The organism is Amycolatopsis sp. (assembly GCF_035276945.1).
Classification (GTDB): domain Bacteria; phylum Actinomycetota; class Actinomycetes; order Mycobacteriales; family Pseudonocardiaceae; genus Amycolatopsis_E.
Genome location: NZ_DATELF010000140.1, coordinates 1 through 24,433, shown reverse-complemented (window position 1 = coordinate 24,433; position 24,433 = coordinate 1). Strand labels below are relative to the sequence as shown.

Annotated in this window: 20 protein-coding genes and 2 tRNA genes; 17 read left to right on the top strand and 5 right to left on the bottom strand. The window is 69.5% G+C overall.

Annotated elements, in window-relative coordinates; genetic code table 11:
* The first annotated feature begins 4 nt into the window (after positions 1-4).
* From ilvN to VJT49_RS24545, 3 genes are all read left to right on the top strand, one after another.
* Positions 5-511 (top strand): acetolactate synthase small subunit, encoded by a 507-nt coding sequence (gene ilvN, locus VJT49_RS24555; protein WP_324167268.1) that lies wholly within the window; start codon positions 5-7, stop codon positions 509-511.
* Positions 512-545: 34 nt separating this feature from the next.
* On the top strand, positions 546-1,559 hold the full coding sequence (gene ilvC, locus VJT49_RS24550) for a ketol-acid reductoisomerase (RefSeq protein ID WP_324167267.1): 1,014 nt from the start codon (positions 546-548) through the stop codon (positions 1,557-1,559).
* Between the two features lie 108 nt (positions 1,560-1,667).
* The gene (locus tag VJT49_RS24545; protein ID WP_324167266.1) at positions 1,668-1,943 is read left to right on the top strand and encodes a DUF397 domain-containing protein; all 276 of its coding nucleotides are present in this window, start codon (positions 1,668-1,670) and stop codon (positions 1,941-1,943) included.
* Between the two features lie 374 nt (positions 1,944-2,317).
* On the opposite strand, the gene VJT49_RS24540 is transcribed toward VJT49_RS24545, so the two are convergent.
* Complete coding sequence (locus VJT49_RS24540) at positions 2,318-3,427, bottom strand: FAD-dependent oxidoreductase (protein ID WP_324167265.1); 1,110 nt, start codon at positions 3,425-3,427, stop codon at positions 2,318-2,320.
* 66 nt (positions 3,428-3,493) lie between these two features.
* Here VJT49_RS24540 and VJT49_RS24535 point away from each other — a divergent pair, with 66 nt between their 5' ends.
* The gene (locus tag VJT49_RS24535; RefSeq protein WP_324167264.1) at positions 3,494-4,174 is read left to right on the top strand and encodes a TetR/AcrR family transcriptional regulator; all 681 of its coding nucleotides are present in this window, start codon (positions 3,494-3,496) and stop codon (positions 4,172-4,174) included.
* A gap of 600 nt (positions 4,175-4,774) precedes the next feature.
* Here VJT49_RS24535 and VJT49_RS24530 read toward each other — a convergent pair.
* Positions 4,775-5,185: a nuclear transport factor 2 family protein gene (locus VJT49_RS24530; protein WP_324167263.1), complete on the bottom strand. Its 411-nt coding sequence runs from the start codon at positions 5,183-5,185 to the stop codon at positions 4,775-4,777.
* 362 nt (positions 5,186-5,547) lie between these two features.
* On the opposite strand from VJT49_RS24530, the gene serA reads away from it, so the two are divergent.
* The 5 genes from serA (at position 5,548) to VJT49_RS24505 (ending at position 14,680) form a co-directional block, all read left to right on the top strand.
* Positions 5,548-7,146, top strand: coding sequence for a phosphoglycerate dehydrogenase (gene serA / locus VJT49_RS24525; protein WP_324167262.1), 1,599 nt, complete (start codon positions 5,548-5,550; stop codon positions 7,144-7,146).
* Positions 7,147-7,249: 103 nt separating this feature from the next.
* Positions 7,250-10,564 (top strand): S8 family peptidase, encoded by a 3,315-nt coding sequence (locus VJT49_RS24520; RefSeq protein ID WP_324167261.1) that lies wholly within the window; start codon positions 7,250-7,252, stop codon positions 10,562-10,564.
* A gap of 211 nt (positions 10,565-10,775) precedes the next feature.
* Entirely contained in the window at positions 10,776-11,819 is a 1,044-nt protein-coding gene (locus tag VJT49_RS24515; RefSeq protein WP_324167260.1) for a 3-isopropylmalate dehydrogenase, read from the top strand.
* Positions 11,820-12,059: 240 nt separating this feature from the next.
* Positions 12,060-13,688, top strand: coding sequence for a citramalate synthase (gene cimA / locus VJT49_RS24510; protein ID WP_324167259.1), 1,629 nt, complete (start codon positions 12,060-12,062; stop codon positions 13,686-13,688).
* Between the two features lie 218 nt (positions 13,689-13,906).
* Positions 13,907-14,680, top strand: coding sequence for a fumarylacetoacetate hydrolase family protein (locus VJT49_RS24505; protein WP_324167258.1), 774 nt, complete (start codon positions 13,907-13,909; stop codon positions 14,678-14,680).
* A 7-nt stretch (positions 14,681-14,687) separates the two neighbouring features.
* On the opposite strand, the gene VJT49_RS24500 is transcribed toward VJT49_RS24505, so the two are convergent.
* A complete protein-coding gene (locus VJT49_RS24500) occupies positions 14,688-15,905 on the bottom strand; it encodes an FAD-dependent oxidoreductase (protein ID WP_324167257.1) in 1,218 nt (405 codons plus the stop codon).
* Positions 15,906-15,993: 88 nt separating this feature from the next.
* Between VJT49_RS24500 and gltX the strand changes: the two genes are divergently transcribed.
* The 6 genes from gltX (at position 15,994) to VJT49_RS24470 (ending at position 20,315) form a co-directional block, all read left to right on the top strand.
* On the top strand, positions 15,994-17,472 hold the full coding sequence (gene gltX / locus VJT49_RS24495) for a glutamate--tRNA ligase (protein WP_324167256.1): 1,479 nt from the start codon (positions 15,994-15,996) through the stop codon (positions 17,470-17,472).
* Positions 17,473-17,645: 173 nt separating this feature from the next.
* On the top strand, positions 17,646-18,338 hold the full coding sequence (locus VJT49_RS24490; protein ID WP_324167280.1) for an HAD family hydrolase: 693 nt from the start codon (positions 17,646-17,648) through the stop codon (positions 18,336-18,338).
* A gap of 94 nt (positions 18,339-18,432) precedes the next feature.
* A tRNA-Gln gene (locus VJT49_RS24485) sits at positions 18,433-18,504 on the top strand.
* A 50-nt stretch (positions 18,505-18,554) separates the two neighbouring features.
* A tRNA-Glu gene (locus tag VJT49_RS24480) sits at positions 18,555-18,627 on the top strand.
* 151 nt (positions 18,628-18,778) lie between these two features.
* The gene (locus tag VJT49_RS24475) at positions 18,779-19,879 is read left to right on the top strand and encodes a CapA family protein (protein WP_324167255.1); all 1,101 of its coding nucleotides are present in this window, start codon (positions 18,779-18,781) and stop codon (positions 19,877-19,879) included.
* A 55-nt stretch (positions 19,880-19,934) separates the two neighbouring features.
* Positions 19,935-20,315, top strand: coding sequence for a hypothetical protein (locus VJT49_RS24470; protein ID WP_324167254.1), 381 nt, complete (start codon positions 19,935-19,937; stop codon positions 20,313-20,315).
* Here VJT49_RS24470 and VJT49_RS24465 read toward each other — a convergent pair.
* A complete protein-coding gene (locus tag VJT49_RS24465; RefSeq protein ID WP_324167279.1) occupies positions 20,281-20,925 on the bottom strand; it encodes a transcriptional regulator in 645 nt (214 codons plus the stop codon). The genes VJT49_RS24470 and VJT49_RS24465 overlap by 35 nt on opposite strands.
* Before the next feature lie 186 nt (positions 20,926-21,111).
* Between VJT49_RS24465 and folE the strand changes: the two genes are divergently transcribed.
* Positions 21,112-21,723: a GTP cyclohydrolase I FolE gene (gene folE / locus VJT49_RS24460; protein WP_324167253.1), complete on the top strand. Its 612-nt coding sequence runs from the start codon at positions 21,112-21,114 to the stop codon at positions 21,721-21,723.
* 158 nt (positions 21,724-21,881) lie between these two features.
* On the opposite strand, the gene VJT49_RS24455 is transcribed toward folE, so the two are convergent.
* On the bottom strand, positions 21,882-23,072 hold the full coding sequence (locus tag VJT49_RS24455) for an RtcB family protein (RefSeq protein ID WP_324167252.1): 1,191 nt from the start codon (positions 23,070-23,072) through the stop codon (positions 21,882-21,884).
* Between the two features lie 115 nt (positions 23,073-23,187).
* On the opposite strand from VJT49_RS24455, the gene VJT49_RS24450 reads away from it, so the two are divergent.
* Positions 23,188-24,057, top strand: coding sequence for a universal stress protein (locus VJT49_RS24450; RefSeq protein WP_324167251.1), 870 nt, complete (start codon positions 23,188-23,190; stop codon positions 24,055-24,057).
* Positions 24,058-24,433 lie beyond the last annotated feature (376 nt).

The following is a 24,433-nucleotide window of genomic DNA, read 5'->3' as shown; positions in this document are numbered from 1 at the left end:
GCAAGTGAGTACGCATACGCTCAGTGTGTTGGTGGAGAATGTCCCGGGGGTGCTCGCCAGGGTGGCCGGGCTGTTTTCCCGCCGCAGCTTCAACATCGAGTCCCTCGCCGTCGGGCCCACGGAAAACCCCGAGGTGTCCCGGATGACGATCGTGGTCGCCGTCGACGAGCTACCGCTCGAACAGGTGACCAAGCAGCTCAACAAGCTGGTCAACGTGATCAAGATCGTGGAGCTCGAGCAGACCACGTCCGTGCAGCGCGAACTGCTGCTGGTCAAGGTCCGCGCCGACGCCACCGTCCGCAGCCAGGTGCTGGAGACCGTGCAGCTCTTCCGCGCCAAGGTGGTCGACGCCGCGCCCGAGGCGCTGACCATCGAGGCGACCGGCACCAGCGACAAGCTGTCGGCACTGCTGCGGATGCTGGAGCCCTACGGCGTCCGTGAGATCGTGCAGTCCGGCATGGTGGCGGTCGGCCGCGGCGTCCGCTCCATCACCGCCACTTCACCCCGCTGAAGGTTCGATAACCGAAAGGAAGTCAGTTCCCCTCATGTCAGTCGAAATCTTCTACGACGACGACGCCGATCTGAGCATCATCCAGGGTCGCAAGGTCGCCGTGATCGGATACGGCAGCCAAGGCCACGCGCACGCGCTGAGCCTGCGGGACTCCGGGGTCGATGTGCGCATCGGTCTGCCGGAGGGGTCGAAGTCGCGCGCCAAGGCCGAGGAAGAGGGCCTGCGGGTGGTCACGCCGGCCGAGGCCTCGAAGGAGGCCGACCTCATCATGATCCTGGCGCCCGACACCAAGCAGCGGTTCATCTACGCCGAGGACATCGAGCCGAACCTGAAGGACGGGGACGCGATCTTCTTCGGGCACGGCTTCAACATCCGGTACGAGCTGATCAAGCCACCGGCCAATGTGGACGTCGCGATGGTCGCGCCGAAGGGACCGGGTCACCTGGTGCGCCGCCAGTTCGTGGACGGCAAGGGCGTGCCCTGCCTGATCGCGGTGGAGCAGGACGCCTCGGGCAACGCGCAGGCGCTGGCGCTGTCGTACGCGGCGGCGATCGGCGGGGCGCGGGCCGGGGTCATCAAGACCACCTTCAAGGAGGAGACCGAGACCGACCTGTTCGGTGAGCAGTCGGTGCTCTGCGGTGGCGCGTCGGCGCTGGTGCAGACCGGGTTCGAGGTGCTCACCGAGGCCGGGTACGCGCCGGAGATCGCCTACTTCGAGGTTCTGCACGAGCTCAAGCTCATCGTGGACCTGATGTACGAAGGCGGGATCGCGCGGATGCGGTACTCGATCTCCGACACCGCCGAGTACGGCGACCTGACCCGCGGCCCGCGCGTGATCACGCCCGCGGTCAAGGAGGGGATGCGCAAGATCCTCAGCGAGATCCAGGACGGCACCTTCGCCCGCGAATGGGTCGCCGAAGACGAGGCGGGCCGCGCGAACTTCCGCAAGCTCGCCGAGGCCGGGGAGCAGCACCCGATCGAGGAGACCGGCCGCAAGCTGCGCGGGCTGATGTCCTGGGTCGACCGCCCCATCACCGAAACCGCGTGACTGGTTTTCCCGTTTCATTTTCCGCGTAGGTCACCTTGGGGTCCGGTCCATGTCCCCAAGGTGACCTTTCCGGGGCTTTCGCGGCACCCCTGTGGCTACGCTGACGGTATGAACGGTCAGCACAGTGTGGTCACCGACGACAAGGTGGAGGTCCGCGACGCGCTGGATCTCACCGGCGCCGAATGGCGACGCGCCGAGCCCGAGGGGGAGCACATCCCGGACGCGATCGAACTCGCGTTCGTCCCGCACACCGACGGCCTCACCTACGTGGCGATGCGCCAGCCGTCGCAGCCGGACGGCGTCGTCCTGATCTTCACACCGTCCGAATGGGACGCCTTCGTCGCCGGTGCCCGCGACGGCGAGTTCGACATTCCCGAAAGCTGACGACCAGGCGGTGGAGGTTCTCAACTTCCGTGGCAGATCTGCCACGGAAGTTGAGACACACCTTTGGGTGCTGAGTTGGTGGCCGGACGTACGCCATGATCTCCGATGTGATCGACAGCACGGAATGGGACGTTCGTGTCCGGTTCCGCGCCGGTGAAGACGCCACGGAGTCCGTAGTGCCATGGCGTGAGGCCAGTACGGAACTGTTGTCCGCTGCACGACCGTGGCGGACTTTCCGTGGGCATCACGGCCAGAGGCATTACTCGGGTCGGAGTCGGAATTCGGCTGAGTTATGGCGGCTACGCGGTGGAAGTAGTCGAGTTGGTGTGCGCCGCAGGCGGCACCGAGGTAGTGGTCAAAAGATTTGGTTCCCTTCAGCCAGGTTGGAAGAATGCGAGCATTTTCTGGGCGGCGTCCGGCGACATCAGCAATTCCTGCATGTCCGCGGACATCCGGGCGGCGGCGCTGGTGCGTTCGAACATCTCGCGTTCGTATTCTTTGACGGCGGCGGGAAAGTCGTCCGGGTGCGCGGCCAGCGCGAGACCGAGCAGGGCGCCGTCGAGCAGCGCCATGTTGGCGCCCTCTCCCACCGGCGGCATCAGGTGCGCGGCATCGCCGAGCAGTGTGACGTCTGGCGTCGACGGCCAGGTCAGGCCGACCGGGAGAGTGGTGATCGGCCGCGGCACGACCATGTCGTCGCAGGCCGCGATCAGTGCGGTGAACCGTGGGTCCCAGCCGGTGAGCAGGTCGATCAGCCGCGCCTTGGCGGTGGCTGGGTCGTCGAACGGGATCCCGCTGGTGGCGAACCAGTCCTCGGCGGTGTTGTAGAAGCTGAGGCCGATGCGTACGCGGCCGTCGCCGTTGCGCTGCGCCGCCAGGGACAGTCCGTTGCCGAGCACCCAGTAGCTGCCGCGCCCGACCATCGCCGCGAGGTCGGGGTGGGTGCGGTCGATGTCGGGAATGCCGAGTTCGACGACGTTCTGGCCGATATGCGCCGGCCGGGCGTCGGTGAGCAGCGCGCGGACCCGGGAGTTCGCGCCGTCCGCGCCGACCAGCAGGTCATACGTCGCACTACTGCCGTCGGCGAAGTGCAGCACGCCGTTGTCGGCGGATTTGAACGCGTGTCCCCAGCGCACCGCGTCTTCGGGAAGAGAGTCCAGCAGCAGGTCGCGCAGATCGGCGCGGTCGACCTCGGGTCGATCGAGCGGGGCGTCGTCGGGTGTGTCCTCCTGCAGCAGCAGGGTGCCATCCGGCTCCAGAAGCCGCATGTCCTGGCCTTCACCACGGGCGATCGCGTAGAACTGGTCGATCAGACCGGCCTCGCGCAGCGCCCGCTGGCCGGAGTGGATGTCGAGCATGCCGCCCTGACCACGCGCACCGCGTGACGATTCACGTTCGTACACGACGGCGTCGATGCCGTTCACGTGCAGCACCCGGGCAAGGGCCAAGCCACCCAAGCCGGCTCCGACAATGGCGATGGTCATAGTCACCCTCGATTCACCGTATCAGTCAATACACTGTATCACGCCCAACGCTGTATTGTCGTCGGCATGTTGGTGTGGGAGCGGCCGGAGCCGCCGGATCGACCGGTGCCGGCCCCGCTGAGCCGGGAGCGGATCGTCCGAGCGGCGATCCAACTCGCCGATGTGGACGGCCTGGACGCGGTGTCGCTACGCAAGGTCGCCGCGGCGCTGGACGTCGGACCGATGCGGCTGTACGGCTACATCGCCACCAAGGAGGAGTTGCTCGACCTGATGGTCGATACCGTCCACGCCGAGATCCGGCCGACCGGCAACGGTTGGCGAGAGGTGCTGCGTTCCCTTGCCGAAACCACCCGGCAGGCCGCCCACCAGCACGAATGGCTCGCCGACCTGATCGGTGGGCGGCCCCAGCTCGGGCCGAACACGCTGGCCAGCGGAGAGGCCGTGCTGGCCGCGATGGGCGGCGCCGACCTGGACACCGTCGTGCCGGCGGTCGCCGCGGTCAACGCGTACGTGACCGGCGCGGTGCGCCGGGAGATCACCGAGCGGCGCGCCGAGCGGGCCACCGGGATGGACAAGAAGCAGTGGCAGGCCACCTTCGGGCCTTATCTGCAGCGGACCTTCGCCACCGGCCGATTTCCCGCGCTGGCCACGGTCGTCCGCGATGGCCCCCACCTGGATGCCGACCAAACCTTCTGGACCGGCCTCGATTTCCTCCTCGACGGCATCGAAGCCCGCATTTCAAGCTGACGCGCGGCCGAGGGATCAGACGAGCGCCGCGTGTGGCACCAGCTCGGCGCTGACGCATTGAGACGACGCAACCTCGCCAAACCTGAAGAAATGCCACGGAACTGAGATTCCAGCCGCATTACATCCCGTGAGACGACCGAAGGATCCACTGGCCAGCGGAAATCAACATGTCACGCGATCTGGGGCCCTGCAGGCGGAGTTTGTGGAGGCAGGCTGGTCCTGCGACGACTACGAGAGCTGGCCCAAAGCGCATCCTCGCCGACGCTCTGTTGCGTCGCGTCGAGGTCTTCGTTGTCGGGCGAGCTGGTCGAACCAATCCCCACCCACCGCTTCCCGTCGCGCGAGTCCCACACTCGACGCGCGCGAGTTCTGCGTTCCCGTCGTGCGAGTTCTGCGTTCGCGTCGTCCGGTGTCGGTTCCCGCCGATGGCGCGTGCGATCGCCGACATATTTCCACCAGCCGAACTCGGTTCGTTCTCGAGCGCCGCCGGACCTGTGCCGTCGACTTGCGGGTGATCGCCGAGGTCGAAGCACGCGGACTCGCCACCCGGCGGGGGTGTTACGTCGGGACGGCCGCGCCGGTACGGGAGATGTGTCAGTCTCAGCGCGAATGACGCGCGCCGCGTGACGCCTTCGCCGACGTCCTCACGCTCGCCGCCGGCTGCCCCACCGAATGGGAAATCCGCATGACCCAAGGACTTCCTTGGTTCATCCCACCCTCCGGTACAGACGATGTTGGCGCTGGTAAAGGGGCGCACGGCTTTCCGTCGCAGGTGAATTCGGCGACGATCACCTCGCGGTCGGTGGTCTCGTGGATCACGACGTCCCGGGCTCGCGGTTCGATCCGCCCGGCGGTGGCGAACCGCTCCGCGGCCGCCCGCCTGCCCACGATCCGCGAGCCGGCGGGCGGTCGTTGCGGATGCTCGACGACGGTGTCTTCGGCGTAGAGCGCGCCGAGTTCGTAGCGGCCTTCGGAGATGCCCTGGTGCTCGAAAACCTCTCGAGGGGCCATGGTGGGGCTCCCAAATAATCGGAGTGAATACTCCGGAGAGTTGAACCCCGTTTGTCTTGGGCGGGAGCCCGGTGACGCGGCGCCACTCGTCCGCCTGCCGAGGGCGGTAAAGGTTTCGTCCTACGCGGCCAGCCGTGCCGTGCGGGACGCGGCGGCAGGCCTTGCCCGACCGCGCCCGGGAGGCGGGCGAGCAGCGCGGAGGTGACCGCTTTCGAGGCGTTTTTGCTGGTCAGCCCCGCTGTGGGGGCGAGCCGGGCCTCGCCCGGCGGGTCGAGTTTGTTTTCGCCGGGTTGCGCGGCCGTTAACCAGGCACGCGCCCTAGACTCAGGGGCAAGCCAGCGTCGTTTCTTGGGAGCCTTATCGTGACCAGTCCAGGCAAGCCTGTTGTCCTCATCGCCGAGAAGCTCGCCCCCTCCGTGCTGAACGTGTTCGGTGACGAGGTTGAGGTGCGGCACGTGGACGGCACCGACCGTCCCGCGCTGCTCGAAGCGGTCTCCGGCGCCGACGCCCTGCTGGTTCGCTCCGCGACCAAGGTGGACGCGGAGGTGTTCGCCGCGTCGAACCGGCTCAAGGTGGTCGCCCGGGCCGGGGTTGGTCTGGACAACGTGGAGGTTCCGGCGGCCACCGCGCGCGGCGTGCTCGTGGTGAACGCGCCGACCTCGAACATCGTCTCCGCCGCCGAACACGCGGTGGCTTTGCTGCTCGCGGTCGCCCGCCGGGTACCCGCCGCCGACCAGAGCCTGCGCGGCGGCGAGTGGAAGCGCAGCGCGTTCACCGGCGTCGAGCTGAACGGCAAGACGGTCGGTGTGGTGGGCTTCGGCAAGATCGGCCAGCTGTTCGCGCAGCGGCTCGCCTCGTTCGGCACCACCATCGTCGCCTACGACCCGTACGTTTCGGCCGCCCGCGCCGCGCAGCTCGGCGTCGAGCTGGTCAGCCTTGACGAGCTGCTTTCGCGCGCCGACGCGATTTCGGTGCACCTGCCCAAGACGCCGGAGACGAAGGGCCTGATCGACGCCGAGGCGCTCAAGAAGACCAAGCTGGGCGTGCTCATCGTGAACGCGGCCCGCGGTGGCCTGATCGACGAGGACGCGCTCGCCGACGCCATCCGCAGCGGCCACGTCGGTGGTGCCGGCATCGACGTGTTCAGCACCGAGCCGACCACCTCCAGCCCGCTGTTCGAGCTGCCGAACGTGGTCGTCACCCCGCACCTGGGCGCGTCGACCGGCGAGGCGCAGGACCGCGCCGGCACCGACGTCGCGCGCTCCACGTTGCTGGCGCTTCGCGGTGACTTCGTGCCGGACGCGGTGAACGTCGCCAGCGGCGCGACGGTGGGCGAGGAGGTCCGCCCGTACCTGCCGCTGACCCAGAAGCTGGGCAAGGTGGTGGCCGCGCTGAGCCAGCAGGCGCCGTCGTCGGTCACCGTGCTGGTGCGCGGCGAACTGTCCGGGGAGAACGTCGGCGTGCTGCCGCTCGCCGCCCTGCGCGGGGTGTTCTCCGGCGTGGTCGAGGACCAGGTGACCTTCGTCAACGCGCCGAGGCTCGCGGAGGAACTGGGCGTGCGCGTCGAAGTCGCCACCGAGCCCGAGAGCCCGAACTGGCGCAGTGTGGTCACCGTCCGCGCGGTGCACGCCGACGGCAGTGCGGTCGCCGTGTCCGGCACCGTGACCGGCAAGGACGAGGTCGAGAAGCTGGTGGAGGTCAACGGCAGGCACTTCGACCTGCGTGCCGAGGGCCACGTGCTGCTGCTGGAGTACCCGGACCGCCCCGGCGTCATGGGCCGCGTCGGCACCCTGCTCGGCGAGGCGTCGATCAACATCGAGGCGGCGCAGATCAGCCAGACCACGGCGGGCACGGATGCGGTCATGCTGCTGCGCGTGGACCGCGAGGTCGACGCGCACCTGCTGGACCCGATCGCCGCGACGGTGGGTGCCCGCACCATCCGCTCGATCACCTTTGCCTGAAAGGGCGGGCAAGCCGACGAAAGTCGGGTTACTCCGATACGCCCTAGATGACCGCCGGAGCTTCGGTTAGGTTCTCATCCTCGCCTTGATCAGGAGTGAATGGATGAGAATCGTTCTCCGGCGGTCCTCCGCGGCCGTTTTCGCCATTGCGCTGGGGTTTTCCTGCTTGGGTACAGCCAGCGCGGCCACCGAAGACAACCTCGCGGCGGGGTTGAAGCCCGCGCGCGTCGACGCGACCGGGCTGCAGGGCAAGCTGTCCCCGCGCCTGAACGCCGCGCAGGGTCGGACGACGGCCTTCATCGAGCTGGCGAAGCAGCCGGCCGTGGACGCGTTCAACGACGAGCAGAGCAAGGGTTCCGGCAAGGACAAGGCGAAGCAGGCGGCGAACGCGGCCAGGGCCGGGGTGACGGGCCTGGCCGGCAACATCGTCGCCCAGCTGCGCTCGGCCGACGCCGGCACGAAAATGCTGTTCCAGACGTCGAACGCGGTGGCGGGCGTGGTGGTGACCGCCGACGCCGCGAAGATCCGTGAGCTCGCGGATCGTGACGACGTGGTTTCGATCCGCAGCGTGGTGCCGAAAACCACGGGCAACAACAGCGCGGACCAGCTGACCGGCACGCTCAACGCCTGGCAGCAGACCGGCCGCTACGGCGACGGCATCCGGATCGGCGTGATCGACGACGGCATCGACTACACGCACGCCGACTTCGGCGGCCCGGGCACCAAGGAGGCGTACGCCTCGGTCGACCGGACGAAGGCCACGCCGCTTTTCCCCAACGCCAAGGTGGTCGGCGGCATCGACCTGGTCGGCGACGACTACGACGTCACCGGCAGCGGGGCGGCGCTCACCCCGAAGCCGGACCCCAACCCGCTGGCCTGCGGTGAGCACGGCACGCACGTCGCCGGGACGATCGGCGGCTTCGGCATCACCGCCGATGGCAAGACCTTCACCGGCGACTACCGGAAGCTGACCGCCGATCAGCTCAACGCGATGCGGATCGGCCCGGGCACCGCGCCGAAGTCGCTGCTGTACGCGATCAAGGTGTTCGGCTGCTCGGGGTCGACGAACATGACGTCGCAGGCGCTGGACTGGGTGCTCGACCCGGACGGTGACGGCGATTTCACCGACCATCTCGACATCGTGAACCTGTCGCTGGGCAGCGACTTCGGCGCGCCGGACGACCCGGACTCGCTGTTCGTGCGCAAGCTGGCCGCGAACAACGTGCTGTCGGTGATCTCCGCGGGCAACGGAGGTGACCTGTACGACGTGGCCGGTTCTCCCGGCAACACCGTGGAAGCGCTTACCGTGGCCAGCAGCCGTGACGAGTCGGTGCTGCGCGACGCCGCGAATGTCACCGCGCCGTCGGACGTCGCGGGCGCGAAGGGCGGCCAGTACAGCCAGAACTTCACCGGGTACGACGGTCTTGACCGGACGAGTTCGGTGGTGAAGCTGTCCGCGGCGAACGCGGACGGGTGCGCGGCGTACTCGGCCGCGGACAAGGCCGCGGTGGCGGGCAGGTTCGTCTGGCTGGAGTGGGACGACAACGACGCGACCCGAGTCTGCGGTTCCGCGGTGCGGGCGAACAACGCGCAGGCGGCCGGCGCCGGCGGTGTGCTGCTGTCGTCGAGCATCGAGCACTTCAGCGCCGGTATCGCGGGGAACTCGGCGGTGCCGATGTTCCAGTTCACCGGTTCGGCCACCACGCAACTACGGGTCGCGCTGGACGCCGGCACGCTGTCGGTCCGTCTCTACGGTGCCGGCCGGACGAGCCTGCAGACCTACGACAAGTCCATTGTGGACTCTCCGAGCTCGTTCACCTCGCGCGGCGTGCGCGGTCCCGCGGTCAAGCCGGACGTGACGGCGCCGGGTGACACGATCTCGTCGGCCTTCCGGGGCAGCGGCAACGACCGCACGGTCCTGTCGGGCACTTCGATGGCGGCCCCGCACACCTCGGGTATCACGGCGCTGGTGCGCCAGGCACATCCGGACTGGCCGGTCGAAGAGGTCAAGGCCGCGGTGATGAACACCGCGGGGCACGACATCACCGCGGACGGGAAAACCTATGCGCCGCAACGGGTCGGCAGCGGCCGGATCGACGCGGACGCCGCGGTGAACACGTCCGTGCTCGCCTACGTGCAGGACGACCCCGGCGCGGTGAGTGTGGACTTCGGCACCGTCGAGGCGGGCGGGCCGGTCACCCTGACCAAGACGATCAAGGTCGTGAACAAGGGCGCCGGCTGGGCCCGGTTCACCGTGAACTACCAGGGCATCACGCAGCTCCCGGGCGTGCAGTACCAGCTGTCGGCGAACTCGGTGCTGCTGAGCCCGCACGGCGTCGCGGGGGTCCGGGTCACGCTGAAGATCACCGACCCCGGCGCGCTGCGCAAGGTCATCGACCCGACGGTGCAGGCCACCCAGGCGGGCCTGCCGCGGCAGTTCGTCGCGGACGCCTCCGGCCGGGTCGTGCTGACGCCCACCACCGGTGGCGTCCCGCTGCGGGTGCCCGTTTACGCCGCGCCCAAGCCGGTTTCGGCCATCAACACGCCGCCCGCGCTGTTCTTCCGTGGTGACCAGGCGGTGCTGAACCTGACCGGCCGCGGCGTGGACCAGGGCAGCGCCGGCCAGCGGTACCAGTCGCTGGTCAGCGTCCTCGAGTTGCAGGCGTCCTCGCCACGGCTGCCGGAATGCCGGGGCAGGCTCACCGACAACTGCACGATCAACGGCACCGCCACGGGCGGCGACCTGCGGTACGTCGGCGCGGCCTCCACGGCGCCGCTGGCGAAGCGACAGGGCAGGCCAACCGACGCGATGCTCGCGTTCGGGCTGACGACCTGGGGCAACTGGGCGAACCTCGGCAGCAACACGGTCCCGTTCGTCGACATCGACACCACGGGTGACGGGAAGGCGGACTTCGAGTCGTACGTGACCAAGGCGACCGGGACCGACGTGCTGCTGGTCAACACGGTGGACCTGAACAGGCCCGGGTTGCCGTCGGTGGACATGCAGGCGGCCAACAACCAGCTCGGCGACGTGGACACGAACGTGTTCGACAGCAACGTCATCGTGCTGCCGGTCAGCGTCGCCGCACTCGGCATCGACCCCACGGCGGCCTCACACCGGATCAGCTACACGGTCGGCACCACCGGGTTCTACACCGCCCCGGGCAGCACGACCGGGCTGATCGACGGGGTCAGCACGCCGCTGTCGTTCGACGTGCTGTCACCGGGCTACTGGGTGCAGGGCGGCGGGGATCCGGCGCTCGTTTACACGGCGAAACCCGGAACCGCGCTGGTGGTGAACCGCAACACCGCGTCGGCCGGTTCGGACACGGTTCAGGGCTTGCTCGCGCTGGAGCACCACAACGCTTCGGGCAAGCGGGCCAGCGTGATCCGGGTGCCCGGCCGGAACCTGCCGTAGGTCCGGTTTTCCCGGGGGAGGCCGGCCTCCCCCGGGGCCGGGCGAAGATCGACATAGCGGATGGGCAGAGTGTCCCACCTCTCGGGAAATTCAGTCATCCGGGTGGTGCCGCTTCGGTCCATTGGCGACGGCCGGTAACCTGCCGTCGCTGGAGTTTTCGTGCGGACGGGGCTGGGAAGCCCCCCTGCACTGGTCGACGGAGGTGTCTGGAATGCGGCTCGCGGTGATCCCAGGAGACGGGATCGGACCCGAAGTGATCACCGAGGCGCTCAAGGTACTCGGCGAGGTCGCACCGTCCGTGGAAACGGCGACCTACGACCTCGGTGCCGCCCGCTGGCACGCGACCGGTGAACTGCTGCCGGAATCCGTGCTCGGCGAACTGCGCCAGCACGACGCGATCCTGCTCGGCGCGGTCGGCGACCCGACCGTGCCCAGCGGCATCCTGGAGCGGGGCCTGCTGCTGCGCCTGCGGTTCGAGCTGGACCACCACGTGAACCTGCGCCCGGCGCGGCTCTACCCCGGGGTGCGGGGGCCCCTGGCCGACAGCGCGGCCGAGATCGACATGATCGTGGTGCGGGAGGGCACCGAGGGACCGTACGCGGGCAACGGCGGCCTGCTCCGCAAGGACACCGAACACGAGATCGCGACCGAGGTCAGCATCAACACCGCGTTCGGCATCCGGCGCGTGGTCGCGGACGCCTTCAACCGGGCCGAGGAGCGGCCCCGCAAGCACCTCACCCTGGTGCACAAGACGAACGTGCTCCTGCACGCGGGCTCGCTGTGGTCCCGCATCGTCGAGGAGGTCTCCCTCGAGCACCCCGAGGTCACCGTCGCCTACTCGCACGTGGACGCCGCGACCATCCACCTGGTGACCGACCCCGGCCGGTTCGACGTGATCGTCACCGACAACCTGTTCGGCGACATCATCACCGACCTCGCGGCCGCGGTGACCGGCGGCATCGGGCTCGCCGCCAGCGGCAACCTCGACATCACCCGCCGCAACCCGAGCATGTTCGAGCCGGTGCACGGCAGCGCCCCGGACATCGCGGGCCAGGGCCTGGCCGACCCGACCGCCGCCGTGCTGTCGGTTTCGCTGCTGCTCGACCACCTCGGCCAGCGTGAGGCCGCCCGCCGGATCGAGGCTTCGGTGGCCTTCGACCTGGCGACCCGCGACCAGGCGAACCCGGGCTCCACGTACGCGATCGGCGACCGCCTGGCCGCCCTGGTCTCCTCCAACGCCCGTTCGGTCGGCTGAGGTGTCTTCCGTGGGGCCACCCTGTTCGGGAGGGTGGCCCCCGCGGGGACGGCCCGGTGTGGCATGATGCCCGCATGGCTTCTTTCGCCGTGATCATTATCGGCAGGCGCGCCGGGTAGTCCGCCAGCGGACACACGGCGCGCAAACCTCTCGCACCCTTGCGGGAGGTTTTTTGTTTGTCCGGACACCAGACCCCGCCCCTGGGAGTGCAGCCCCCAGCCCCCGCACAAGGAGAAGAACGTGACCCGCACGGAGCCCGCGGATACCCCGCTCGGCGATGAATTCCATCTCTACGACACAACGCTCCGCGACGGGGCCCAGCGGGAGGGGATCTCGTACTCCGTAGCCGACAAACTGGCGGTCGCCCGGCTCCTCGACGAGCTGGGTGTCGGGTTCATCGAGGGGGGCTGGCCGGGCGCGCTGCCAAAGGACACCGAGTTCTTCGCCAGGGCCGCGGCGGGTGAGCTGATCCTCAAGCACGCCGTGCTCGTCGCGTTCGGCTCGACGCGCAAGGCGGGCACCACGGCGGAGAAGGACCCGCAGGTCCGCGCCCTGCTCGCGGCGCAGGCTCCGGTGGTGACGCTGGTGGCCAAGTCCGATCGCCGGCACATCGAGCGCGCGCTGCGGGTGGACGTGGCCGAGGCGTGCGCGATGGTCGCGGACACGGTGTCCTTCCTGGTGGGCGAGGGGCGCCGGGTGTTCCTGGACGCAGAGCACTTTTTCGACGGTTACGCCTACGATCCCGACACCGCGCTGCGGGTGCTCGACGCGGCCGCGCACGCCGGCGCCGACGTCGTCGTGCTGTGCGACACCAACGGCGGCCAGCTCCCGCTTGGGCTCGCCGAAACCGTCCGGGGCGTCAAGGACCGCACCGGTTTCCGGCTCGGCATCCACTGCCAGGACGACACGTCCTGCGCGGTGGCCAACAGCGTCGCCGCGGTTCAGGTCGGCGCGACGCACGTGCAGTGCACCGCGAACGGTTACGGGGAACGGGCCGGCAACGCCGACCTGTTCGCCGTGACGGGAAACCTGGTGACCAAGCTCGGCATGCAGGTGCTGCCCACCGGCGGGGCCGCCGAGCTGACCCGCGTCTCCCATGCCCTTGCCGAAATCGCGAACATCGCCCCCGACACCCACCAGGCCTACGTCGGGGCGTCGGCCTTCGCCCACAAGGCGGGACTGCACGCGAGCGCGATCAAGGTGGATCCGTTGTTGTACAACCACATCGATCCCGCCGCCGTCGGCAATGACATGCGGGTCCTGGTCACCGAAATGGCCGGCAGGGCCAGCCTCGAACTCAAGGGACGTGAGCTCGGGGTCGACCTCGCCGGTCAGCCCGAGGCACTCACCAGCGCGGTGAACAAGGTGAAGCTGCTGGAGGCGGGGGGCTGGTCCTTCGAGGCCGCGGACGCCTCGCTGGAACTGTTGCTGCGCAAGGAGGTCGGTGGCCCGGTCGAGGCACCGTTCACTTTGGAGTCCTACCGGGTGGTGCTCGACCACCGCGCCGACGGCGAGGTGGTGTCCGAGGGGACGGTGAAGGTGCACGTCGGCGGCGAGCGCGTGATCGCCACGGCGGAGGGCAACGGCCCGGTGCACGCGCTGGACGCCGCGCTGCGCAAGGCGCTCAGCCCGCACCTGGCCTGGCTGGACCGGGTGGAGCTGGCCGACTACAAGGTCCGCATTTTGACCCCGGGGGCGGGTGTCGCGCAAGAAGCCAGCCACTCTGGTACGGACGCGGTGACCCGGGTACTGATCGAGTCCAGCGACGGCGAGCGGGAGTGGACCACGGTCGGCGTGCACGGCAATATCGTCGAGGCCAGCTGGCTGGCCCTGTGCGACGCCTTGGTCTACAAGAGCCTCCGCGTCTGAACCAAAGGGCACCGGCGCCCGGCCGTGCGTACCGTCGCGGGCCAAAAGTCCACTGTGGACGAACGGGTCGCGGAATCCCCCGCGACCCGCGCGCCCAGGCCGTGCCGGTGCCCTCGACCAGTGCCGGCGCGCCCAGCACGAACCGCCACCGGCGTTCCGGTCACGTCCGCGAGACGCCGCTCGTGATCTTCACCTGCTCGCGCACTAAAGTGGGCGCCGTGCGCCTAGCTCGGATTGCTCATGCCGGTGGTGTCGCCTTCGCCGCGATCGAGGGCGAGGGGAGCGACGCCGAAGTCCTGGAGATCGCCGAACACCCGTTCGGCAGGCCGAACTTCACCGGGAAACGCTGGCCGCTGGCCGACGTCCGGCTGCTCGCGCCGATCCTGCCGACGAAGGTGGTCGCGGTCGGCCGTAACTACGCCGAGCACGCCGCCGAGTTCGGCAACGAGGTGCCCGGTTCGCCGATGATCTTCCTCAAGCCGTCGACGAGTGTGATCGGCCCGAACGCCGCGATCAAGCTGCCCGCCGTGTCGGAGCGCGTGGACTTCGAGGGCGAACTGGCCGTGGTGGTGGGCGCCCAGCCGCTGCGCAGGATTTCCGCGTCCCGCGCGCTGGACTTCGTGCTCGGCTACACGATCGCCAATGACGTGACCGCCCGTGACCTGCAGAAGGCCGACGGCCAGTGGGGGAGGGCGAAGGGGTTCGACACCTTCTGCCCGCTGGGCCCGTGGATCGAGACCTCGCTCGACCCCGCCGACCTGGCGCTGCGGACCGAGGTCGGGGGCGAGGTCAGGCAGGACTCGCGCACTTCGCTGCTGATCCACAAGATCCCGCAGCTGATCGAGTTCATCTCCGGCGTGATGACCCTCCTGCCCGGCGACGTGATCCTCACCGGCACCCCGGCGGGCGTCGGCCCGATCACCGACGGGCAGCAGGTCTCCATCACCATCGAGGGCATCGGCACGCTCACCAACCCCGCCCAGAACGCCTAGCTAGGTCTCACCGCCGGGCGAAGTCCGGGGCGCGCTCGGGAAGGAAGCCGATGCCGATCAGGTAGGCCGGGATCGTCGCGAGGCCGGGGACGCGGGTCAGGAGCGTGAAAACCTTCGGCGGCCCGGTTCGCTTCCCCGCCAGCGTCGGCGCCACGAAACCCCGGTGCATGGCCCGCTGGATTCCCTGGACCAGCACCGTCGGCAGCCACCGGCGCCGGTGCACCTTCGCGAGGTCCCCGGTGGTGACCCGGCCGCGGCGAAGCGGGCCGGCCAGTAGCCGCGCGGTCGCCACGGCGTCCTGCACCGCCAGGTTGATGCCCACCCCGCCGATCGGTGACATCGCGTGCGCGGCGTCGCCGATGCACAGCAGGCCGTCGGTGTGCCAGCGCCGCAACAGGCTCAGCCGGACGTCGAGGTGCTTGACGTCGTCCATCGACTCGAGCCGGCCGACGCGGTCGGTGAACTCCGGCAGGGCCGCGGCGACGCGCTCGCGGAAGGCCTCGATGCCCTCCGCGCGCAGTTGCGGGTCGATGCCCTTCGGCGCCAGGTAGGCGATCTGGAAATAGCCCTTGCGCGGGATGACGACCGCGATGTGCCCGTTGGCCAAGCCGGGCCTGAGCATCGGCCGCTCGTCGCCTTCGCGGGGCAGCCGGAACCACCAGGCGTCCATCGGCACCGGGTACTCGCGCGACCGCAGGCCGGCCAGCGCGCGGACCACCGACCAGCGGCCGTCGCAGCCGACGACCAGGTTCGCCCGCAACTCCCCGATTTCCCCGTCGGCCGTGCGGTACCGCACTCCCGCCACTTGCCCTGACTCCGCGACCAGGCCGGTCACCTCGGTGTTCATCCGCAACCGGAAGGTCGGCTCCGCCTTGCCGGCTTCGGCGAGCAGGTCGAGCAGATCCCACTGCGGCACCATCGCGACGTAGGGGTGCGGCGTCTTCAGCCGCCGGAGGTCGGCGACCTTGACGTTCCCGCGCGGGGTGGGGAAGACCACCTCGTAGAGCCTGCTGGCCTGCGGGAGCGCGGCGAACTTCTCGCCGAGGCCCAGTTCGTCGAGCAGCAGCAGAGTCGACGGGTGCACGGTGTCGCCCCGGAAGTCACGCAGGAAGTCACCGTGCTTCTCCAGCACCGTCACCTCGACGCCGGCCCTGGCCAGGAGCAGCCCCAGCACCATCCCCGCCGGCCCGCCTCCCACGACCACGCAGTCCGTTCGCTCCGTCATGGCCGGTCACCTCTTTTCATCGTCCGTTGAATAAATCCAGGATGGCCCAGCGTGCGGCGCCCGTCAAGCGGGATAGGCTGACCGCGCTATGACTGAGAGAGCAGTGCGCGCCCGCTTCTGTCCTTCGCCGACCGGAACCCCGCACGTCGGGCTGGTCCGCACGGCCCTGTTCAACTGGGCCTTCGCCCGGCATCACGGCGGCACCCTGGTGTTCCGCATCGAGGACACGGATGCCGCGCGGGACTCCGAGGAGTCCTACCAGCAGTTGCTGGAAGCGCTGCGCTGGCTCGGCATCGACTGGGACGAGGGCCCGGACGTCGGCGGCGAGCACGGCCCGTACCGGCAGAGCCTGCGTCGCGAGATCTACGCGGACATCGCCGCCCGCCTGCTCGAAGCCGGCGAGCTGTACGAGGCGTACTCGACCAACGAAGAGGTCGAAGCCCGCCGCACCGCCGCCGGGCAGGACCCGAAGCTGGGCTACGACAACTTCGACCGCGACCTCACCGCCGAGCAGCGCGCCGCGTTCCGCGCCGAGGGCCGATCCCCGGTGCTGCGGCTGCGGATGCCCGGTACCGACCTCGGCTGGACCGACCTGGTGCGCGGTGAGATCAGTTTCCCCGCGGGCACGATTCCCGACCCCGTGCTGGTGCGCGCGAACGGCGACCCGCTGTACACGCTGACCAACCCCGTGGACGACGCGCTGATGCGCGTCACGCATGTGCTGCGCGGCGAGGACCTGCTCCCGTCCACGCCCCGGCAGCTCGCTCTTTACCAGGCGCTGCAACGAATTGGTGTCACCGACTTCACCCCCGAATTCGGGCACCTGCCCTACGTGATGGGCGAGGGCAACCGGAAACTGTCCAAACGGGACCCTCAGTCGAACCTGTTCAACTACCGTGACCGCGGGTTCGTCCCCGAGGGCCTGCTCAACTACCTCGCGCTGCTCGGCTGGTCCATCGCGGACGACCGGGACGTGTTCAGTGTGGACGAACTGGTCGAAGCCTTCGAAATCACGAAGGTGAGCGCCAACCCGGCGCGGTTCGACCCGAAGAAGGCCGAGGCGATCAACGGCACACACCTGCGGGCGCTCAAGCCCGACGACTTCGCCGCCCGTGTCGTGCCCTACCTCACCGCGTCCGGGGTGCTGCCCGGGCAGCCGAGCGAAAAACAACTGGCGAAACTGCGCGCGATCGCGCCGCTGGTGCAGGAGCGGGTGACGGTGCTGTCGGACGCCTCCGCGCTGCTGCGGTTCCTGTTCGTGGACGAGGCGGCCTTCGTGCCGGAGGAGGACGCCGCCACCAAGACGCTCGGCCCGGACGCCGAGCCGGTGTTGCGCGCCGCGATCGAAGCGTTGCGAGCGGTGGAACGGTGGGAGGCGCCGTCGATCGAGCAGGCGCTCAAGGACTCCCTTGTGGAGGGGCTGGGACTCAAGCCACGCAAGGCTTTCGCGCCGATACGCGTTGCGATCACCGGACGGACCGTTTCACCACCACTGTACGAGTCGATGGAGTTGCTCGGCAGGCAGATTTCACTCGACCGGCTCCTGCGCGCACTGCCGGGCAACTGACAGTAGAGGATCACGAGGAAGAATCGAACCGGCCAATCACCTTGTCGGTCGAATCGCTGAGACGCTCCGTCGCCTAGCCTCGGCGGGTGGATTTCGCGCGCACGTGCACGACTGCCCCCGACACCCTGGTCGGTGCCCCCGCCGACCCGTGGACGCCGCCCAGCCTGCGCTTGGTGTGCCTCGACATCGACGACACGTTGATCGACTTCACCGCGGCCGGCAGGCGGGCGCTCGCCACCCTGCTCGGCCGGGGCGACCTCTGGCCGCTCTGGGATCGCATCACCGACCGCCACACCGCCCTGGTGGTGTCCGGTGAGCTCGACTACGCCGCCGCCCACCTGAGACGCACCCAGTGCTTTCTCGACGAGCTGGGCATCGTCCTGGACGCCGAGGACGTGGCCGCGTTCGAGAGCCGCCGCAAGGAACTCGTCCGGCGGTCATGGCGGCTGTTCCAGGATGTCCTGCCCTGTCTCGACTGGTTGCGCGCGACCGATGTGCTGCTGGCCGCCGTGACCAATGCCTCCGGCGCCCACCAGCGCGCCAAGCTGGCCGACCTCGGGCTGGCACGGTTCTTCGATCACGTCGCGATCGCGGGCGAACTGGGGGTCGCCAAACCCGATCCGGTGATGTTCCACTCGGTCTGCGCCAACCTCGGCTGTAGTCCGTCCGAGGCCGCGCATGTGGGTGACAAACTCCACACCGACGCGGTCGGCGCGCGGGACGCCGGCCTGGAGGGCATCTGGCTCGACCGGGGGTACTCCGGTTCCGACGTCCCGGAGGGCGTCCACGTCATCGGGGGCCTCGACGAGCTCCCTCAGCTGCTGGTCAGCGAGTTCGCGAGGATCGGGGTACCGGCCCAGCGTTGATCATCCGCCCCCGGTTTCCGGGGCTTGGCGGCCATGGTCTAGTATTTTCTTCCGGCGGTGCTGGTCCGGATCGTGAACCGGGTCGGCCAACCGTTGGGGTATGGTGTAATTGGCAGCACGACAGATTCTGGCTCTGTTAGTCTAGGTTCGAGTCCTGGTACCCCAGCTGCGAAGCGGAAATCTTGCTCTGGTAAGTTTTTCCTCGCAACAAGGCAAGCCCCCGTCGTCTAGCGGCCTAGGACGCCGGCCTCTCACGCCGGTAGCGTGGGTTCGAATCCCATCGGGGGTACGCGCGGAAAGCCGCCGACCATCTCGGTCGGTGGTTTTTTCGTTGGTGGCCGGGGATTCGCTGGATTCGCTGGGATTCGCCGCCACGTTGGGAATGCGCATCGGCTCGGCCGATGGCCTCGCCCGGCTCCGGGGCGTGCGACCATTTCTTTGTGCACCACACGGTCTTCCTGTGCGGCGACGTGATGCCCGGCCGCGGTGTCGACCAGATCCTGCCGAATCCCGGCGATCCCGCACTCGTCGAACGCGGTGTCCGGGACGCCCGGACCTACGTGACCCTGGCGGAACGGGTCAGCGGGCCCATTCCGCGTCCGGCCGGCTTTTCCTGGCCGTGGGGAGCGGCGAACGCGGTGCTCGAGGAACTGGCCCCCGACGCCCGCCTGCTCAACCTGGAGACCAGCGTCACCGCCGACGGCGATTTCGCGCCGGGCAAGGGCGTGCACTACCGGATGAATCCCGCGAATCTCGGCTTCCTGACCGCGATCCATCCGGACGTGTGCGTCCTGGCCAACAATCACGTCCTCGACTTCGGGCTCCGCGGTCTCGAAGACACCCTCGACGCACTCGCCTCGTCCGGACTGCGGACGGCGGGCGCGGGCCGTGATGGCTCGGACGCGGCCCGTGCGGTGACCGTGAAGATCCACAGTGGACGGAACGTGGTGGTCACGGCCGGCGCGCTGGAGTCCAGCGGAGTGCCCCGGCGCTGGGCGGCGACCGCCCGTCGGCCGGGCGTGCGGTTCGTCCCCGACCTGTCCAGCAGCCGCGCCACGGAAATCGCCGAAGGCGTGGTGGCGGCGAAGCGTCCCGGTGACCTCGCGGTCGTGTCCCTGCACTGGGGGTCGAACTGGGGATACGACGTCGAAGCGGGTCAGATTCGCTTCGCGCACCGGCTTGCCGACGCCGGAGTGGACATTGTGTACGGGCACTCCTCCCACCACCCGCGCCCGATCGAGGTGTACCAAGGCAAGTTGATCCTCTACGGCTGTGGAGACCTCGTCAACGACTACGAAGGCATCCGGGGCTACGAAGCGTTCCGGGACGACCTCCGTCTGCTGTATTTCGCCGGTTTCGATCCCGCGGGTGCGCTGATCTCGCTGCGCATGGCACCGATGCGGGCACGGAAGATGAGCTTGGAGCACGCCGGTGAGGCCGACGCCGAATGGCTGCGGACAGTGCTGGAGCACGCTTGCGGGCCCTTCGGAACCCGGATCGGCCGCGATCCGGACGGCATGCTCACCGTCCACTCGGGATAACCCGGGTTACCTTCTCCTCTTGCCCGCCGTCGTTCAGGAGCCAACGATCGGTCGTATGAGCGGAAGGTATCTCACTCCCAGCCAGAGGCGGAGCGTCGCGCAGCAGGCTGTCTGTGCGCTCGGCGCGGCCCGCCGTAACCACGTGGTGCTGCGGATCCGCTGTTCGGCCAGCCACCACGTCGCCACGATCTACGCGACGGAAGCGGGACCGGTGTTCTCTTCGGTGGTCGGCTTGCGGGCCCACGGCAACCGCGACTTCGTCGACACCGCACACGGTCCCCGCGGCCAGCGCACGGAGTTCGTGGACCTGCTGGAAGGGGATCAGCACGCCGACGACGCGCTTCCGGCGCACTGCGAGTGCGGAGCGCATTTCCTGTCCCGGACCGAACTGCGCGAAGCGCTCAACTCCGCCGAGCGGACCCTCCTGGTGCACTGAGTTCGACGCAACATCCGCCTTCCTCCACGGTGCGGCGTGCCTGGACCGTGGGGGAGTGCAGGCTGGCGAGGACCCCGGTGAGGAAGGCCTGGTTGAGGGCGCAGACGAAGCCGGGGGCGTGCCCGGTCAGCGGCTGGAACGGGCAGTTGCGCAGGCGCAGGCAGGTGGGGGTGGGCCGCGTGGGTTCGAACCCGTACGCGGTGAGCACGGTTTCGGCGATCGTGAGGGCGCGCTCGGGGCCCAGCCGGCCGGCCCGGGTGGCGGCGCGAGCGGCCTCGCCCAGCACGGCACCGCGTTCGGTGGCGACGCGGATGGCGGCTTCGTGGCCGGGTTCGCCGGTGGCGAGTACGGCGTGGAGCAGGATGTCGGCGAGGGCGTCGAGCCGGCGGACGGGGATGCTGATGTGGATGTCCGCGCCGGAGGGTTCGTAGACCTTCGGCCGCCGCCCCACCTTGTGCGTGCCACCGGTGGGCGCCGTGCGGCAGCGCAGCAGCCCGGCGTCCACGAGCTTGTCCAGATGAAACGCGGCCAGCTTGCGCGAGATCCCCACCGCCGCCGCGGCCTCGTCCCGGGTGACCGGCCGTCCCGCCCCGCGCGCGAAGGCGTACATCCCGCGCCGCAGGTCGTCGTCCAGTGCCGCCACCGCCCTGACCGCTGTCTCATCAACACCCACAGCACTCACAGTATCGCCTACGGTCATGGGTTTGACCTCCTGGGCATCCCGCCTGCCGGGGCATCTTGACCAACAGGTCTAATAAGACCAAGATCTGTTGGTCTTTTCTGGAAAGGTGTGAGGATGCACTCTTCGTCCGCGCTGCGCGTGGTCCACCAGCCGGAGACCGGACCCGACCTGGACGCCGCCGAGGTGGCCGCGTCGAAGTTCCTCACCGCACTGGGGATCCCGCTCGACTCGGAGAGCCTGCGCGGCACGCCGAGGCGGATGGCGGAGGCCTACGCCGAGTTGTTCGCGCCCCGGCCGTTCGACCTCACCACCTTCCCCAACGACGAGGGCTACGACGAGCTCGTGCTGGCGCGTTCGATTCCCGTCCGCTCGGTCTGTGAGCACCACCTGCTGCCCTTCGTCGGCGTCGCGCACGTCGGTTACCTGCCCGGCGAGCGCATCCTCGGGCTGTCGAAGCTGGCCCGGATCGTCGAGCACTTCGCCTGCCGGCCACAGGTACAGGAACGGCTCACCAAGCAGATCGCCGACTGGTTGCGCGAGCACCTCTTACCCAAGGGCGTCGGGGTCGTCATCGAAGCCGAGCACACCTGCATGACCCTGCGCGGGGTCAAGGCCACCGGCTCCAACACCGTCACGTCGACGCTGCTCGGCACCCTGCGCGCGGACGCCCGGTCCCGTCAGGAGTTCTTCGCCCTCACCGGCATCCACGGCCCTACCGTCCACTAAGGACTTTCTGGGTCGCCGCGAGTCCCACGTTCCCGCTGTGCGAGTTCTTCACTCGCACAGCGGGAACGGAGACCTCGCGGTGCGGGAACGGAGACCTCGCGGTGCGCGAACGTGGAACTCGCGGTGCGCGAGTGGGGGACTCGCGTGGCGGGGCCTGGCTATCCCTTGACGCAGATGACCTGCTTGAGGTGGGCGACCACCTCGACCAGGTCGGTCTGGGCGGCGATGACCGACTCGATGTCCTTGTACGCCGCCGGAATCTCGTCGACCACGCCCGCGTCCTTGCGGCACTCGACGCCCGCGGTCTGGGCCGCGAGGTCCGCCTCGGTGAACGTCCTGCGGGCCTTGGTGCGCGACATCCGCCGGCCGGCGCCGTGGGACGCCGAGTGGAAGGACCGCTCGTTGCCGAGGCCGCGGACGATGTACGAGCCGGTGCCCATGCTGCCGGGGATGACGCCGAGGTCGCCCGAGCCCGCCCGGATCGCGCCCTTGCGGGTCACCAGCACGTCGACGCCGTCGTAGGTCTCTTCGGCCACGTAGTTGTGGTGACAGGAGATCGGCTCGTCGAACCGCACCCCGGGCACGGTCTCGGCCACGGCGCGCCGGACCAGGGCGACCATCGTCGCCCGGTTCCGGGCCGCGTACTCCTGCGCCCAGAACAGGTCGCGCCGGTAGGCCGCCATCTCCGGGGTCCCGGCGACGAACACGGCAAGGTCCCTGTCGGGCAGGTCGGCGTTGTGCGGCAGGCGCCGCGCCACGTCGATGTGCCGCTTGGCCAGCTCGTTGCCGATGCCCCGGGAACCGGAGTGCAGCATCAGCCAGACCCGCCCGGCGTCGGGGCCGCCCTGTTCGAGGCACACCTCGATGAAGTGGTTGCCGCCGCCGAGGCTGCCCAGCTGGGCCCGTGCCCGGTCACGCAGGTTCCGCACACCCTCGTGCAGATGGCCGAACGACGCCCAGAACGCGTCCCAGCCGCCGAGGCCGGGCACCTTCGCCGGGCTGACCGGAGTCCGGTGCATGGCGAACCCGACCGGCACGGCCGACTCGATCCGCCGGCGCAGCTTCCCGAGATCGTCCGGGAGGTCGGACGCGGTCAGCGAGGTGCGCACCGCACTCATGCCGCACCCGATGTCGACCCCGACCGCCGCCGGGGACACCGCCTCCCGCATGGCGATCACGCTGCCGACCGTGGCGCCCTTGCCGTAGTGCACGTCCGGCATCACGGCCAGCCCGTGCACCCACGGCAGGTTCGCCACGTTGTGCAGCTGCCGCATCGCGGCGTCCTCGACCGAATCCGGGTCGGCCCACATCCTGATCGCCACCCGCGCGCCCTGGACCGCGGTGAACATTTCCGCTTCCTCCTCGTTCCCTCCGCCAAGCATCACGCGCCCACCGAAGACAGGCAACCGAATTGGGGACTTCGTACCCTCGTGTTCCGGCCGGTGCACTGGCAAGGCTGGACGGATGGCTGACCAGGTTCTGGTGGGGGTGGACGGCACCGCCTCCGCGCTGGACGCGGTGCGCTGGGCCGCGCGCGAGGCGGCCCGCCGGGCGGTGCCGCTGCGGCTCGTCCACGCCTGCTGGGCGGCCGGACACGACTTTCCCGAGCTCGAACTGACCGACGCGCGGGTGCGCGCCGAAATGCGGAGATATGGCGCCGAACTCCTCGGGCGGGCCGGCGAGGCGGCGGTGGAGGCACGCCGGGGCGTGCGGCTGGAAACCGAGCTGCGCGTCGGCGACCCGCGGGTCGTCCTGCTCGACGAATGCCGTCGTGCCGGCCTGGCCGTGCTCGGTGCGGGCCAGCTGAGCGCGGCCGGGGGCCTTCTGGTCGGCTCGATCGGGCTCACGCTGGCGATCCACGGGCGGTGCCCGCTCGTCGTGGTGCGCGGCGCGGCGGCCGAGCGCGGTCCCATGCTGGTCGGCGCCGACGTGTCTCCGTCGGCCGCGACGGTGCTGGCCTTCGCGTTCGCGGAGGCGGCGCTGACCGGTGCCCCGTTGACCGTCGTGCGGACCTGGGAGCAGTTCCTGGCGGACACCGCCACGGTGCACGAGGAGGAGCGCCGCGCGCTGGCCGAGCAACTCCTGCCCTGGCGGGAAAAGTTCCCCACGGTGGAGGTGGACCCCTTGGTGGTGCGGGGTAAGCCGGGCCCGGTGCTGCTGGAGTTCGGGAAGCACGCGCGGTTGATCGTGGTGGGCAGCCGCGGGCACGGCGAGGTGACCGGGCTGCTGCTGGGCTCGACCAGCCAGCGCCTGGCGCGGCACGCTCCCTGCCCGGTCGCCATCGTCCGTGCCGATCTGAACGTGCCCGCGTTCTCGCGATCACCGGTGGTCTGAGCCACTTGCGCCGGCCGCGAGTCCGAACCGAAGCGGCCGGTTTCCCGTGAGGGTCCGCGGGGAACCAATCAGGGCGGAGGTCTCGGATGCGTGGGGCGGGATGGTTCAGACGACGGTGGCGCCTGAACCTGCCGGGCCGGAACCCCTTTGTCGCGGCGTGAGAATCGCGTCGAAGCCGGTCCCTGGTAGTCGCGATCATGCCGTGCCTGGCGGCGATACCGGTCGCGATTTCGGCTGGTTCCGCCCTTTACGCGCGAGAAATGCCGATCGCACGCACTGAAGTGGCCGACCGGCACCCGTCGACCGCCGTCACCCTCGCCGGCACGGCTCCCGCGACCGCGGGGCCGGCGGTCACGTCGCCCGGTCGGCGCCGGGC

Excerpts from the sequence above, each read along its gene's own strand:
- ilvC (WP_324167267.1), top strand. The coding sequence starts at position 546 with ATGTCAGTCGAAATCTTCTACGACGACGACGCCGATCTGAGCATCATC.
- VJT49_RS24545 (WP_324167266.1), top strand. The coding sequence starts at position 1,668 with ATGAACGGTCAGCACAGTGTGGTCACCGACGACAAGGTGGAGGTCCGC.
- VJT49_RS24540 (WP_324167265.1), bottom strand. The coding sequence starts at position 3,427 with ATGACCATCGCCATTGTCGGAGCCGGCTTGGGTGGCTTGGCCCTTGCC.
- VJT49_RS24535 (WP_324167264.1), top strand. The coding sequence starts at position 3,494 with ATGTTGGTGTGGGAGCGGCCGGAGCCGCCGGATCGACCGGTGCCGGCC.
- VJT49_RS24530 (WP_324167263.1), bottom strand. The coding sequence starts at position 5,185 with ATGGCCCCTCGAGAGGTTTTCGAGCACCAGGGCATCTCCGAAGGCCGC.
- VJT49_RS24520 (WP_324167261.1), top strand. The coding sequence starts at position 7,250 with ATGAGAATCGTTCTCCGGCGGTCCTCCGCGGCCGTTTTCGCCATTGCG.
- VJT49_RS24515 (WP_324167260.1), top strand. The coding sequence starts at position 10,776 with ATGCGGCTCGCGGTGATCCCAGGAGACGGGATCGGACCCGAAGTGATC.
- VJT49_RS24500 (WP_324167257.1), bottom strand. The coding sequence starts at position 15,905 with ATGACGGAGCGAACGGACTGCGTGGTCGTGGGAGGCGGGCCGGCGGGG.
- gltX (WP_324167256.1), top strand. The coding sequence starts at position 15,994 with ATGACTGAGAGAGCAGTGCGCGCCCGCTTCTGTCCTTCGCCGACCGGA.
- VJT49_RS24470 (WP_324167254.1), top strand. The coding sequence starts at position 19,935 with ATGAGCGGAAGGTATCTCACTCCCAGCCAGAGGCGGAGCGTCGCGCAG.
- VJT49_RS24465 (WP_324167279.1), bottom strand. The coding sequence starts at position 20,925 with ATGTACGCCTTCGCGCGCGGGGCGGGACGGCCGGTCACCCGGGACGAG.
- folE (WP_324167253.1), top strand. The coding sequence starts at position 21,112 with ATGCACTCTTCGTCCGCGCTGCGCGTGGTCCACCAGCCGGAGACCGGA.
- VJT49_RS24455 (WP_324167252.1), bottom strand. The coding sequence starts at position 23,072 with ATGTTCACCGCGGTCCAGGGCGCGCGGGTGGCGATCAGGATGTGGGCC.
- VJT49_RS24450 (WP_324167251.1), top strand. The coding sequence starts at position 23,188 with ATGGCTGACCAGGTTCTGGTGGGGGTGGACGGCACCGCCTCCGCGCTG.